Source organism: Halobaculum sp. XH14 (assembly GCF_032116555.1).
Taxonomy (GTDB): Archaea; Halobacteriota; Halobacteria; order Halobacteriales; family Haloferacaceae; genus Halorarum; species Halorarum halobium.
This window is the reverse complement of sequence record NZ_CP134949.1, coordinates 1,224,363-1,236,845: the sequence shown is the minus strand read 5'-3', so window position 1 is coordinate 1,236,845 and position 12,483 is coordinate 1,224,363. Positions and strand designations below refer to the sequence as shown.

General features: G+C 70.3%; 13 protein-coding genes. 12 read left to right on the top strand and 1 reads right to left on the bottom strand.

Features of this window, described 5'->3' with window-relative positions; genetic code table 11:
* From RJT50_RS06285 to RJT50_RS06275, 3 genes are all read left to right on the top strand, one after another.
* Positions 1-939, top strand: coding sequence for a thiamine pyrophosphate-dependent enzyme (locus RJT50_RS06285; protein WP_313695123.1), 939 nt, complete (start codon positions 1-3; stop codon positions 937-939).
* Positions 940-1,065: 126 nt separating this feature from the next.
* Positions 1,066-1,494, top strand: a complete 429-nt coding sequence (lrpA1, locus tag RJT50_RS06280; RefSeq protein ID WP_313695121.1) for an HTH-type transcriptional regulator LrpA1 — start codon at positions 1,066-1,068, stop codon at positions 1,492-1,494.
* Between the two features lie 57 nt (positions 1,495-1,551).
* Positions 1,552-1,758 carry a DUF7835 family putative zinc beta-ribbon protein gene (locus RJT50_RS06275; protein ID WP_425499710.1) on the top strand — a complete coding sequence of 69 codons (207 nt, stop codon included), beginning with the start codon at positions 1,552-1,554 and terminating at the stop codon, positions 1,756-1,758.
* Positions 1,759-1,873: 115 nt separating this feature from the next.
* Here RJT50_RS06275 and RJT50_RS06270 read toward each other — a convergent pair whose 3' ends face one another.
* Positions 1,874-2,713, bottom strand: a complete 840-nt coding sequence (locus RJT50_RS06270; protein WP_313695118.1) for a DUF7847 domain-containing protein — start codon at positions 2,711-2,713, stop codon at positions 1,874-1,876.
* 175 nt (positions 2,714-2,888) lie between these two features.
* Between RJT50_RS06270 and dinB the strand changes: the two genes are divergently transcribed.
* The 9 genes from dinB to RJT50_RS06225 all read left to right on the top strand — a co-directional run bounded on the left by dinB (position 2,889) and on the right by RJT50_RS06225 (position 12,482).
* Positions 2,889-4,316: a DNA polymerase IV gene (gene dinB / locus RJT50_RS06265; RefSeq protein WP_313695115.1), complete on the top strand. Its 1,428-nt coding sequence runs from the start codon at positions 2,889-2,891 to the stop codon at positions 4,314-4,316.
* 61 nt (positions 4,317-4,377) lie between these two features.
* Entirely contained in the window at positions 4,378-4,779 is a 402-nt protein-coding gene (locus RJT50_RS06260; protein WP_313695112.1) for a hypothetical protein, read from the top strand.
* 122 nt (positions 4,780-4,901) lie between these two features.
* Positions 4,902-6,746, top strand: a complete 1,845-nt coding sequence (locus tag RJT50_RS06255; RefSeq protein WP_313695110.1) for a helicase HerA domain-containing protein — start codon at positions 4,902-4,904, stop codon at positions 6,744-6,746.
* Complete coding sequence (locus tag RJT50_RS06250; protein ID WP_313695108.1) at positions 6,743-7,024, top strand: hypothetical protein; 282 nt, start codon at positions 6,743-6,745, stop codon at positions 7,022-7,024. The genes RJT50_RS06255 and RJT50_RS06250 overlap by 4 nt, the downstream gene beginning before the upstream one ends.
* A 260-nt stretch (positions 7,025-7,284) precedes the next feature.
* A complete protein-coding gene (gene hflX, locus RJT50_RS06245; protein WP_313695105.1) occupies positions 7,285-8,595 on the top strand; it encodes a GTPase HflX in 1,311 nt (436 codons plus the stop codon).
* 761 nt (positions 8,596-9,356) lie between these two features.
* Complete coding sequence (hisC, locus tag RJT50_RS06240; protein WP_313695102.1) at positions 9,357-10,463, top strand: histidinol-phosphate transaminase; 1,107 nt, start codon at positions 9,357-9,359, stop codon at positions 10,461-10,463.
* Positions 10,460-10,957: an adenylate kinase family protein gene (locus RJT50_RS06235; RefSeq protein WP_313695099.1), complete on the top strand. Its 498-nt coding sequence runs from the start codon at positions 10,460-10,462 to the stop codon at positions 10,955-10,957. Before hisC ends, RJT50_RS06235 begins: the two co-directional genes overlap by 4 nt.
* On the top strand, positions 10,954-11,559 hold the full coding sequence (locus tag RJT50_RS06230; RefSeq protein WP_313695096.1) for a CDP-alcohol phosphatidyltransferase family protein: 606 nt from the start codon (positions 10,954-10,956) through the stop codon (positions 11,557-11,559). Before RJT50_RS06235 ends, RJT50_RS06230 begins: the two co-directional genes overlap by 4 nt.
* A gap of 119 nt (positions 11,560-11,678) precedes the next feature.
* Positions 11,679-12,482 (top strand): DUF7504 family protein, encoded by an 804-nt coding sequence (locus RJT50_RS06225; protein WP_313695094.1) that lies wholly within the window; start codon positions 11,679-11,681, stop codon positions 12,480-12,482.
* Position 12,483 lies beyond the last annotated feature (1 nt).

The following is a 12,483-nucleotide window of genomic DNA, read 5'->3' as shown; positions in this document are numbered from 1 at the left end:
ATGAGTGCATTCAGCGCGATCGGCGAGGAACGCGAGATCGACCGGGACGAGTACACGCCGTCCGTCGAGCCCCAGGCCACGTGGTGTCCGGGCTGTGGCGACTTCGGCGTGCTCAAGTCCCTGAAACAGGCGCTGCCCGAGGTGGGCCGCTCTCCCGAGGAGACGCTCCTCGTAACGGGTATCGGCTGCTCGGGCAAGCTGAACAGCTACCTCGACAGCTACGGCTTCCACACGATCCACGGGCGTTCACTGCCCGTGGCGCGTGCGGCCGCGCTGGCGAACCCCGAACTGGAGGTCATCGCCGCCGGCGGCGACGGCGACGGGTACGGCATCGGCGGGAACCACTTCATGCACACCGCCCGGGAGAACCACGACATGACCTACATCGTGTTCAACAACGAGATCTTCGGGCTCACGAAGGGCCAGACCTCCCCCACCAGCCCGAAGGGACACAAGTCGAAGACCCAGCCCCACGGGTCGGCCAAGACGCCGATCCGCCCGCTCTCGCTCGCGCTCACCTCGGGCGCGTCGTTCGTGGCCCGGACGGCCGCGGTGAACCCGAACCAGGCGCGCGACATCCTGGTCGAGGCGATGAACCACGACGGGTTCGCCCACGTGGACTTCCTCACCCAGTGTCCGACCTGGAACAAGGACGCCCGCCAGTACGTCCCGTACACCGACATCAACGACTCCGACGATTACGACTTCGACCCGACGAACCGGGCCGACGCTCAGGAGTTGATGCGCGAGACCGAGGACAAACTGTACGAGGGCGAGGTGCTCACCGGCATCTACTACCGCGAGGACGACCGCCCGTCCTACCAGCAGGAGAAGCGCGAACTCGGCGAGCTCCCCGAGGAGCCGCTCGCGGAGCGCTACTTCGACGACGACTACGAGTGGGAGCGCTCGTACGACCGCTTCATCGACAAGCACAAGTAGCGACCTGGCGCCCCCATTCGCCCGACCGGGGCACCTCGACCCGCTCGGGGCCGCTCCCTATCGGTGGGCGGCCAAACTGCTTTCCGCTTCGCAAGGTATTTTTTCATCGACGCAAAAGTACCGGCAATGAGCACCACCTCCACGGCCGACCGCATCCTCGAGGTTCTCGAACAGGATGCGCAGGCCTCCTACGCCGAGATCGCCGAGCGGGCGGAGGTGTCGAAGCCGACCGTCCGAAAGTACATCAACCAGCTGGAGGACGACGGCGTCATCGTCGGCTACTCGGCGGACGTCGACCCGAAGAAGCTGTCGGGCAAGACGATCGCCCTCGTCGGGATCGAGGTCGACAGCGAACGATACGTCGAAGCGACCCGCGAACTGAAGGCGCTCGAGTCGGTCGAGTCGCTCTACACCTCCTCGGGCGATCACATGTTCATGGCCGAGGTCCACGCCGCGGACGGCGACGAACTCGGTCGCACCATCAGCGAGGAGATCGGTCACATCGAGGGCGTGACGGCGGCTCACCCGTCCGTGCTGCAGGAACGACTGAAGTAACCGCCCGACTCCCGGGAACCCCGCGCTTATTACGACCGATGCCGTAGGCCAGAAAGGGTGAACACCGTGTCACACGCGCTACGCGAGGACGGGACGTTGACCGAATCGTGCAGCCAGTGCGGTGCGGACACTCCCCACGAGGTCGGGATCGAGATCCGGACCGAGGGCTCGGGCGAGAACGCGTCGTTCTCCCGTGAGCCCTACCGCGTCGCCGAATGTACCCGCTGTGGGTACGAAGCCGCGACGCGGATGAACGATCGCTGACCCACAGGGAGTCACCCTCTTTCGAAGACGCGCCCGACGGCTAGTCGAGCGGGGAAACCAACGCCCCCGAGTCGTATCGCGGTATCGGAGGTGCCGGGACGCTGCCGGAGCCAGGTTACAGCGACGGGATCCCGGCGTCGCCGTCCCGGCCGGCGTTCGCGGCGACCGTCCCGCCGCGGAGGTCGCGGTAGAACGCGACCGAGAACACGAGGAAGATCGCCGAGAACAGCGCCGTGAGCACGATCAGGAGCAGCGCGCCCGCGGCCATGATCGGGAGCGACGCCTTGGGGATCGGGAGGCCGGGCGTCGGCTGGGGGGAGAACACGAGCGACGCGCCGCCGGCGACCAGCCCGAACCCGCCGCTGAACACCATGACGACGACGGTGTAGAGGAACACCGAGAGGAGGTTCGACCTGACCGTCCCGACGCTCCGTCGCAGGCCGTCGATCCCGCCCAGGTCCTCGAGGACGATGGCCTGTCCGTAGAACTGTACGAACGCGAACGCGACGACGTACACGAGCAGCAGCAGCGCGACGACGAGGCCGATCGCGACGGTCGCCGCGGTGCTGAGGTTCGCGCCGACGACGGCGAACAGACCGACGAAGCCGACGAGGAACAGGCCGCCGCCGATCACGAGCGAGAGCGCGAACACGAGCAGGTAGGCGACGAGCAGCGAGACGTAGTGGTCCTTGCCCGCGCTGTGGAACCGTCCGAGGCTCGTCCGCCCGTCGAGCGCTTCGTCCGCCATGCCGAACAGTCCGCCCTGGATGTACGGGATCGCCACGATGTACAGGAGCGAGAACCCGATCGAGACGACGGCCGAGACCAGAGGGCCGAGCGTCTGTGCCGCGAACTGTGGAACCTGAACGAGCGCGAGCAGCCCGGTCATCGCGAGGATGACGGGGTTGCGTGCGATCGCGCCGAGCGACTCCCTGAACGGTCGGAGGAGGGCCATGGGTGAACTGTTACCGCGACGGACATAATGTCACCGGTGGGACGCGAGCAGGAACCCGTCCCCGCCGGACGCGGGGACCCGAACGTTCCGAACGCGAGAACCGGAACCCGCAGGATTCGACTACATTCACCCCGGGAGGCGAAGCTTAACCACGACCAAGTGGCTACCAGGAGGTATGGAGGGGACGCTTCCCGGGGCGCCGACCGACGACGGCGGGGAGCGCGTCGTGTTGCACGTGGACATGGACTGCTTTTACGCCTCGTGCGAACGGCTCCGCGAGCCCCAGCTTCGCGGCGAGCCGGTGGTCGTGGGGATGGGCTACGAGGCCGGCGAGACGATCGGCGCCGTCGCCACCTCGAGCTACGAGGCGCGCGAGTTCGGCGTCGAGTCGGCCCAGCCCATCTCGGGCGCGCTGGAGCGACTCCCCCGCATGGCGAACGCCGACGCCGACGACCCCGACGCGCCCGACCCGGCGGAGGCGGGCTACTACCGCCCCGTGGACATGGAGTTCTACAAGCGGGTCGCCGCGGCGGTGAAGGAGGTCCTGCACGACTGCGCGGAGACGGTTCGGGAGGTCAGCATCGACGAGGCGTACCTCGACGTGACCGAGCGAACCGCCTGGATCGACGCGCCGGACGGCGACCGGACGCTGGCCGAGGGGTTCGCACGGCACGTGAAGGACCGCATCGAGCGCGAGGCGGGCGTGGTCGCCAGCGTCGGCGTCGCGCCGAACATGGCGACAGCGAAGATCGCCTCGGACTTCGACAAGCCCGACGGCCTGACGGTCGTCGCACCGGGCGAGATCGAGTCGTTCCTCGCCCCGCTTCCGGTCGAGGACATCCACGGCGTCGGCCCGGTGACCGCCCGGACGCTCGCGGACGCGGGCATCGGGACCGCGGGCGACCTCGCCGACGCCGACCCGTCGGACCTGACCGATCGCTTCGGCGAGCGCGGGCGGGAACTGTACGACCGCGCCCGCGGCCGCGACGACCGGGAGGTGACGCCGACGGGCCGTCCCAAGAGCCTCTCGCGCGAGTCGGCGGTCTCGGAACGGACCGACGACGACGAGGAGAAGGCCGAGGTCGTCCGGGCGCTCGCGGCCGACGTGGCCGAACGCGCCCGCTCGCGTGACGCGATGTACCGCACCATCGGCATCAAGGCCGTCACGACCCCCTACGACGTGAACACCCGCGCCGAGTCGCTCTCTGGGCCGGTCGACGACCCGGAACTCGTTCGGGAGGTCGCGCTCGACCTCCTCTCCGAGTTCGACGGCGAGACGGTCCGCAAGCTCGGCGTCCGGGTCTCGAACCTCTCCTTCGGCGCCGGCGAGCAGGCGACGCTCGGCGGCTACGAGGGCGGCGAGACCGACGAAACCGTGGAGGCCGGCCGGTCCGGGGAGTCCGGTGAACCGGGCGATTCGACCCCCGGAAGCCCGGACGGCGACCGGCGCGAGGATCGAGGGGGCGGCTCGGCCGACCCGACGCTCGACGACTGGGCCGAGGAAGCCGGCGTCGTGGACCCCGACGTCGACGCCGACCCGGGCGAGCGCGAACGCCGGCGCCGGTCGCCGAACGGGCAGGTCTCGCTCGGCGAGTTCGAGTGAGTCGGGGGCGCGAGCGACGAACGGCCGCCACGAGTTTCAGTTCGCGGCCGCAATCGTCCGTATGGCCGGACCGCTCGCCGGCTTCGTCGTCGGCAGCCTCATCGGTGCGGTCGCGACCATCGCCGGATCCTACTTCCTGTTCGTGCGCCGACGGCGCGCGGCGGTCGAGCGACTCAGGCTGGCGTTCGAAACGGAGCTCGCGGCGCTGTCATACGTCGAGGAGTTGAGCGAGGCGGGCCGGTACGAGGAACTGGCCGCGACCGTCGAGGAGCCGGTCGTCTACGAGACGAACGCGGGCGAGATCGGCCGACTGAGCGACGCGGAGGTCGAAGCGCTCGTGACGTTCTACACCGACCTCTACTGGCTCCGGGACCAGCAGGACGTCGAGGACGAGAAGTCGCGCGTCGACGAGATCGCCGACGAGTGGCGGCTCGCGCTGGACGCCGTCCGGGCCGCCGGCTGACGGTGACGCCCCGGTGGTGAACGTCGTCGCGGCAGGGAGAGGGTGGGCAACCGTCCCGACCGCGTGACGTCCGTCAGACATCGGGGAGGGACTTATGGCCGGAGACCGGTTCGGTACGGACAATGAGCGAGGAGACCATCACCGTCGCCGACGTGAGCGAGGGCGTCGGCGGCGAGTCGGACCTCGCGGCCGGCACCCCCATCTCGCTTCCGGTCGTCGAGATCCTCACCGGGCGCGGGTTCATCACCGGGAAGTCCGGGAGCGGGAAGTCCAACACGGCGTCGGTCGTCATCGAGAACCTCCTGTCGAACAACTTCCCGGTGCTCATCGTCGACTCGGACGGCGAGTACTACGGGCTGAAACAGGAGTTCGAGATCCTCCACGCCGGCGCGGACGAGGAGTGCGACATCCAGGTGTCCGAGGAGCACGCGGGGAAACTCGCGAGCCTCGCGCTCGAACAGAACGTCCCCATCATCCTCGACGTGTCGGGCTATCTCGACGAGGACGAGGCGTCGGCCATCATCAAGGAGACCGCCAGACAGCTGTTCGCCAAGGAGAAGAAGCTGAAGAAGCCGTTCCTCATGCTGGTCGAGGAGTGCCACGAGTACATCCCGGAGGGCGCCGGGATGGACGAGACCGGCAAGACGCTCATCAAGATCGGCAAGCGCGGGCGGAAACACGGCCTCGGCATCGTCGGCATCTCCCAGCGACCGGCCGACGTGAAGAAGGACTTCATCACCCAGTGCGACTGGCTCTGCTGGCACCGGCTTACCTGGGACAACGACACGAAGGTCGTCTCCAGGATTCTGGGGAGCGACTACGGCGAGGCCATCGAGGACATGGACGACGGCGAGGCGTTCATGATGACCGACTGGGCCGAGTCGATCCGTCGGGTGCAGTTCCACCGGAAGCGGACCTTCGACGCCGGCGCGACTCCCGGGCTGGAGGACTTCGAACGGCCCGACCTCAAGTCCGTCTCGGGCGACCTGGTCTCGGAACTCCAGGGCATCACGGACGAGCGCGAACGGCGCGAGTCCGAGATCGCCGATCTCAGACGGGAACTCGACAAGAAGCGCCAGCGGATCACCCAGCTCGAACGCGAACTGGAGGAGGCCAAGGACATGTCCTCGATGGCCGATACGTTCGCACAGGCGCTGCTCCGGAAGGCCGAGGCCCCGTATCGCGGCGGCGGCGGTCGAAACCTCACACGCGAGGCCGCGGACGCGGAACGCGGGCGCGTCGCCGACGACGGTGGAGCGGGCGGCGAGCAGCGAACGCTCTCGACAGCCGACGGCGAGACGCACGCCGCCGACGGGACGGGTGCTGCCGGCGAAACACGCGACGTCGACGGGAACGTCAGGACAGCGGACGGCGAGCCGACGGTGGAGGAGGTCGCAAGCGGCGTCGCACCGAACGGGGACTCGTCGACCCGGCACCGCTCGAACGGGAGCGGCGCGGACACGAGCGCGGACGGGGCTGCTTCGACCGTCGAGGCGAACGACACCGCGGTCGAAGCCGCGACGCCGGAGGCGGTTCCCCCCACCGAGGGGGTCGACATCGCGGACGCCCGGTCCCGGTCCGGGTTCGACCGGCACGCCGAACTCGCCTCCTTCGCGGAGGGGACCGAACTCCGGCGTCGGGAGGCGGTCGTCGAGGGGTTCGCACGCGCGGTCCGCTCGCTCGACGACGTGACGCGGGCGATGCTCGCCTACTACCGGGGGACCGGCCGTGCGACGGCCGAGGAGGCCCACCTCGCCTCGGGCGGGTCGGGCGACCGGCGCTTCGCGTACAGTCGCAACAAGACCCTCCGACGGGCGGGCGTGATCGAACATCGGTCCCGCGGCGAGTACGCGTACGCCCTGCCAGATCTCGTCGACCGGGTGTACGGCGACAACGTCGACGGGCAGGAACTGACCGAGGTCGTCGCGGAGATCGAGAACCGGGCCGGACTCACGAGCGCGGAATGACGCTGAAACTCCCCTCGGCCGGCGACGGCCGCTGGCGGCTCGCACCGCACGCCCGGCTCATCGTCTACGAGGCCGACGACGGGAAGGAACTGCTCACCGTCTACGACTGTGCGGCCGCCCAGAAACCGCCGTCCGCACAGCTCATCGGCAACCTCGTCCGCGTCACCGCCGAACACGAACTCGAACGGAGTCCGACCGGTTACCTCGTGACGCTCCGGGAGGACGCCGACCTGGTCGCGCAGGGCGAGTCCCACTACGTCGTCGAGCCGCGCGGCTGACGGACGGGTTCCGAAGGCGGGTGAATCGACCGTGCGCACTCCTCTCACACCGTACCAACGTTTACACCGGGGGCGGGCGATCTACCTGTCGATGGAGACCCTTTTCGACCCGTCCTGACCCGACGCGGTGACGGGACCGCGAGCGGTCAGCACGTCTGTTCGCGGTGGCTTTCAGCCGATAGTTACACGGACGCTTCGACCGCCCGTCGCTCGGCCGCGGTCCCGTCGGCGCGGCAACGCGACGCGATGGTCACTGACCGATGCAAGCAGGAGAACCACTGCGGGACGGACGCGCGGTAGTCGCCGCCCGCGACGACGACGCGGTACCGAACACTGACGAGATTCGCCGACTCGCCGAGGCCGCCGGCTGTGAGGTGGTCGCGGCGGTGACACAGAACCGACGGGAGGACAGCACGTACGGCCTCGGCCGCGGGAAGGCCGAGGAACTGGCGGCCGTCGCGGGCGACGTCGACGCCGACCTCGTCGTCTTCGACGGGACGCTCGACCCCGGCCAGTACGGCTCGCTCGTCGAACTCCTCCCCGACGAGACGGCGCTGGTCGACCGCTACCGGCTCGTCCTCGAAATCTTCGCCGAGGGTGCCGGAAACCGGGTCGCGAACCTCCAGGTCGAACGAGCGAGACTGGAGTACGAGCTTCCGCGGCTCCGACAGACGACCGAACGGTCGCTGCTCAACGAGGCGACCGAGAAGGGGTCGCCGGTGCTAGACCTGGAACGGCGCATCGACGCCATCGACGGGAAACTCGCGGACGCACGGACCGAGGCCGCGGACCGCCGAGCGGAACGCCGCGAGGAGGGGTTCGACCTCGTCGCGCTCGCGGGCTACACGAACGCCGGGAAGTCGACGCTGCTCCACCGGCTCTCCGACGACCTCTCGATCGAAGGCGGCGAGCCGGAACACGGCGACGTCGTGGGTACCGCCGAGGTGGCGGACCGACTGTTCGAGACGCTCGAGACGACGACCCGGCGCGCGACCCTCGGCGGGCGACGGACGCTCGTCACCGACACGGTCGGCCTCGTGGACGACCTCCCGCACGACCTCGTGAGCTCCTTTTCGACGACGCTCGGCGAGGTCGCCGACGCGGACGCGGTGCTCGCCGTGGTCGACGCGAGCGCGGATACAGAGTCGCTGCAGCGACGGCTCTCGGTGACGACGGAGGTGCTCGCCGCGGAGGCACGGGGACCGATCATTCCGGTCCTCAACAAGGTCGACCGACTCGACGACGACGCGCTGGCTGAGCGCCGCGACCTCGTACGCCGGTCGGCACTCCAGACCCGGGAGCCGGTCGCGGTGAGCGCGCTAGCTGGAGGGGGGATCGACGAACTGCTGGCGGCTCTGGCGGACGCGCTGCCGACCGAACACGTCGAGTTCGCGGTTCCGAACTGCAGCGACGCACAGCCGCTGCTGTCGTGGCTCCACGAGCGCGGCGACGTGACGGTGAAATACGACGGGGACCTCGTTCGCGTCGCCTTCGTCGGAAAGCCGTCCGTCGTGGCGGAGGCCGAACGACGAGCCGCGGACGTGGGCGGCTCCGGCGGGGTGGATGGGTAAGGCAGTCGCTCTTGCGGGGCTGACAGGCGGCGTCGTCCGTCCCCGGCGCGAGTCGCCGCGCACCCGCTGACGCGCCGGGGCCTCGTTCAGGTCACGGGGCGGCTGGGTCGCCATCGTATTTGAACGTTGGTTCGGATTTGTCGCGTCCAGGAGTAGTTCTGGTTCGCCTGGAAGCACTCGATCGAGAGTCTATCCGGTTGTCGCGACCCTGCCTCGAAACCCCCCGCGGCGCTCGGCTCCCGCGAACCGCGCTGCGCTCCTCGCGCTCCCTGCGGTCGCGCTGTGGTGCTTGCGAGTTCGGGGTTCGCCGACCGCCGCGGCCCCTTTCAGTCCCACCCGCGCAACCGCACCGCCCCGAACCTCTCCTTCCCCAGCCTCCTGTGCTTTACCTCGGAGCACGCTCCTCGGAAGTCACCCTCGTGGTTCGAAAGACGCCAGAACGTCTTTCGTCATCACGAAATCTTCGATTTTCGAACGACTCCGCTCGCGTGAACAGCCTCCTGCGCGTCTCGGCTCGCTCGCTGCGCTCGCGAGCCTGCGATGCTCGTCCCTCGCACGAGCGGCCGCGCTCCGCTTGGCCGTTCACGAGACGCCGTGCGTCCCGTGAGCTCACGAGAGCAACGCTCTCGTGAACGCCGCGCGCCATCCGACCGTCTCGTCGTGCGTAGCGCGTCCAGAATCAGCCAGCACACCTCATCCGAACCACGTCCGCGACCGCCGCTGTGGGCACCCTTAAGAAGCGCCGGCCACTCCCCTCGCGTATGCGACCGCGAGACCTCTCCGCGAACGCCCCCTACGACCCGGGGCGGGGCGTCGAGGAGGTCGCCAGGGAGCTCGGGCTCGACCCCGACGACCTGGTGAAGCTCTCCTCGAACGAGAACCCCCACGGTCCCTCGCCGAAGGCCGTCGAGGCCATCCGCGAGGCGGCCGGCGAGGCCGGCGTCTACCCGACGGCCGCCCACGCGGACCTCACCGAGAAACTGGCGGACCGGCGCGGTGTCGACCCGGAACAGGTGTGGGTGACCCCCGGCGCGGACGGCGCGCTGGACTACCTCTCCCGCGCGATGCTCGAACCCGACGACCGGGTGCTCGCGCCCGAACCCGGCTTCTCGTACTACGGGATGAGCGCGCGCTACCACCACGGGACCGTCGGCACGTACCCGCTCTCGAAGTCCGACGGGTTCGCCCAGACCGCCGACGGCGTGCTCGACGCCTACGACGGCGAGCGGATGATCCACGTCACGACGCCGCACAACCCGACCGGCTCGGAACTCCCGCGCGAGGAGTTGCTCGCGCTGCTCGACGGCGTCGCGGACCACACGCTCGTCGTCGTCGACGAGGCGTACGTCGAGTTCTCCGAGTCCGCCTCGGCGATCGATCTGCTCGCCGGGCACGAGAACCTCGCGGTCACCCGGACGTTCTCGAAGGCGTACGGCCTCGCGGGACTGCGGATCGGCTACGCCGTGGTGCCCCCGGAGTGGGCCGACGCGTTCGCACGCGTGAACACTCCCTTCGCGGCCAGTGCCGTCGCGCTGGCGGCGGCCGACGCCGCGCTGGACGACGGCGAGCACGTCGAGCGGTCCGTCGAGTCGGCCCGGTGGGCGCGCGAGCACATCACGGAGAACCTCGAGGCACGCACCTACGACAGCGCGGCCAACTTCGTCCTCGCCGACGTCGGCGACGGAACGGCGGTCGCGGAGGCCGCCAAGGAGCGGGGCGTCATCGTCCGCGACACGTCATCGTTCGGCCTGCCGGGGTGCATCCGGGTGTCCTGCGGGACCGAGTCGGAGACGAGGCGGGCGGTCGAGACGCTCAACGAGGTCGTCGCCGAGGTCGACGCGGCGGCCGACCTGGAGGCGGAAGCGTGAGGCTCGCGGTCACCGGGACGCCCGGGACGGGAAAGACGAGCGCGACGGCGGCGCTCGACCGCGAGGTCGTCCACCTGAACGACGTCGTCCGCGAGGCGGGCCTCTGGAGCGAGCGCGACGGGGAGCGCGACACGCTCGTCGTGGACCTCGACGCCTGCCGGGAGCACCTCGGCGACTGGGACGGCGTACTGGAGTCGCACCTCGCACACCGGTTCGAGGCCAACCGGGTGGCGGTCCTCCGGTGCCGACCGGACGAACTCGAACGGCGGCTCCGCGAGCGCGGCGAACCCGAGGCGAAGGCCGCGGAGAACCGCGAGAGCGAGGCGCTCGACGTCGTGCTCGGCGAGGCCGTCGCGGAGCACGGCGCGGACGCGGTGTACGAGATCGACACGACCGACCGGACGCCCGAGGCGGTCGCCGCCGAACTGGCCGCCGTCGCTGCCGGCGAGCGCGACCCCTCCGCGGGCGAGGTTGACTTCCTGGAGTACCGATGACGCTGGACCGGTTCCGCCACGTCGCCGACCGCGGGCTCTCCCCGTTCGTCCGGGTCGCCGACGCGCTCGGCCTCTCGCCCGACGCCGTGAGCGTCGTCGCCTTCGGCTGTGCGATCGCCGCCGGCGTCGCTTTCGGCGTCGCCGAGCCGCCGTGGTACGTCGCCGGATCGCTGCTCGTCTTCCTCAACGGCTGGCTCGACCTCGTGGACGGCGCGCTCGCGCGCGAGCAGGGCGTCGCATCCTCGGGGGGCGACCTGCTCGATCACGTGCTGGACCGCTACGCCGACATCGCCGTCCTGGTCGGGCTCGCGGCCGGCGTCGGCAGATACGGGCTCGGGCTCGCCGCGGTGACGGGCGTGCTGATGACCTCGTATCTCGGCACGCAGATCCAGGCGGTCGGCATCGGCCGGGAGTACGGCGGCCTGCTCGGCCGGGCGGATCGGCTGGCGCTCGTGGGCCTCGCCGGCGTCGTCGCCGCGGTGGTTCCCGGGCCGCTCGTGGCGGGCCTCGGCGTCGTTTCGCTGCTGCTGGTGCTGTTCGCGGTCGTCGGACACCTGACCGCGCTCCAGCGATTCTGGGGCGCGTGGTCGGACATCGAGTGAGCTCCGGGTCCGCCTACCCGGCCGTGGCAGATCCGACCGGCCGGCTCTCGATCCTGCCGTGAGGAGGGGAACCGTCGGCTGGGCGAACGTTTTTGTTCTCACGACGGGACCGGACGTTCATGAACGGACAACGGGCCGACGCCGGGCCCGTCGAATCGCTCGGTGGGTCCGGGAGCCGGACGACGGGAGCCGACCCCTCGCTGGGGGAGGCGCTCGACGCGCTCGATGACGGCTGTCGCCTGCTGGTCACGGGCGACGTGCCGACCGACGCACATCGGGTGGCGGCCGCGCGGTACTTCGGCGACCCGTCGTACCCGCGCCGGCGGGTGCTCGGGCTGACCCACGACGCGCCGCGCCCGGACGCGTGGTTCCCCGGCGGGGTCACCGCGGCCGAGGACGGCGCTGCGGTCGTCCGGATGGACGACCCCCTCCGCGACCCGGCCGCCGCCTCCGGGTCCCCGGCCGGCGACCGGGGAGTCCCGCCTGACGGTGACGGAACGTTTCGCTCGCGGTTTCTGGACGCGATCGCGACCGTGGCCGACGCGGAGGACGGCGACGCGGTCGGCGAAAACGGGAGCGAGGAACGCGGTCGGGACGACGGGATGCGGCTTCGCGTCTGCCTGTTCCGCGTCGACGGCATCCGTGCGGCGCTGGGCGAGGCGGCGGCGGGCGCGCTGCTGCGGGACGTCACGTCCGCGGTCGGGAAGCGGGACGGCATGGCGCAGTTCCACCTGCCCCGACGGTCGGCAGCCGACGGTGAGGGTGACGTCCGCTCGGACCCGGTCGTCGACGCCGTCGTGACCCAGCTCGCCGACCGGCTGGACGTCGTCGTGGAGCTCAGGCTCCGGGACCGCGCGGTCGTCCCCGACGAGCGCTGGCACATCGACGGGTGGGGATCGACCGGCTGGCATCCGCTCGGGTGAG

Coding starts and splice junctions, on each gene's coding strand:
- RJT50_RS06285 (WP_313695123.1), top strand. CDS start 1: ATGAGTGCATTCAGCGCGATCGGCGAGGAACGCGAGATCGACCGGGAC.
- lrpA1 (WP_313695121.1), top strand. CDS start 1,066: ATGAGCACCACCTCCACGGCCGACCGCATCCTCGAGGTTCTCGAACAG.
- RJT50_RS06270 (WP_313695118.1), bottom strand. CDS start 2,713: ATGGCCCTCCTCCGACCGTTCAGGGAGTCGCTCGGCGCGATCGCACGC.
- dinB (WP_313695115.1), top strand. CDS start 2,889: ATGGAGGGGACGCTTCCCGGGGCGCCGACCGACGACGGCGGGGAGCGC.
- RJT50_RS06260 (WP_313695112.1), top strand. CDS start 4,378: ATGGCCGGACCGCTCGCCGGCTTCGTCGTCGGCAGCCTCATCGGTGCG.
- RJT50_RS06255 (WP_313695110.1), top strand. CDS start 4,902: ATGAGCGAGGAGACCATCACCGTCGCCGACGTGAGCGAGGGCGTCGGC.
- RJT50_RS06250 (WP_313695108.1), top strand. CDS start 6,743: ATGACGCTGAAACTCCCCTCGGCCGGCGACGGCCGCTGGCGGCTCGCA.
- hflX (WP_313695105.1), top strand. CDS start 7,285: ATGCAAGCAGGAGAACCACTGCGGGACGGACGCGCGGTAGTCGCCGCC.
- hisC (WP_313695102.1), top strand. CDS start 9,357: ATGCGACCGCGAGACCTCTCCGCGAACGCCCCCTACGACCCGGGGCGG.
- RJT50_RS06230 (WP_313695096.1), top strand. CDS start 10,954: ATGACGCTGGACCGGTTCCGCCACGTCGCCGACCGCGGGCTCTCCCCG.
- RJT50_RS06225 (WP_313695094.1), top strand. CDS start 11,679: ATGAACGGACAACGGGCCGACGCCGGGCCCGTCGAATCGCTCGGTGGG.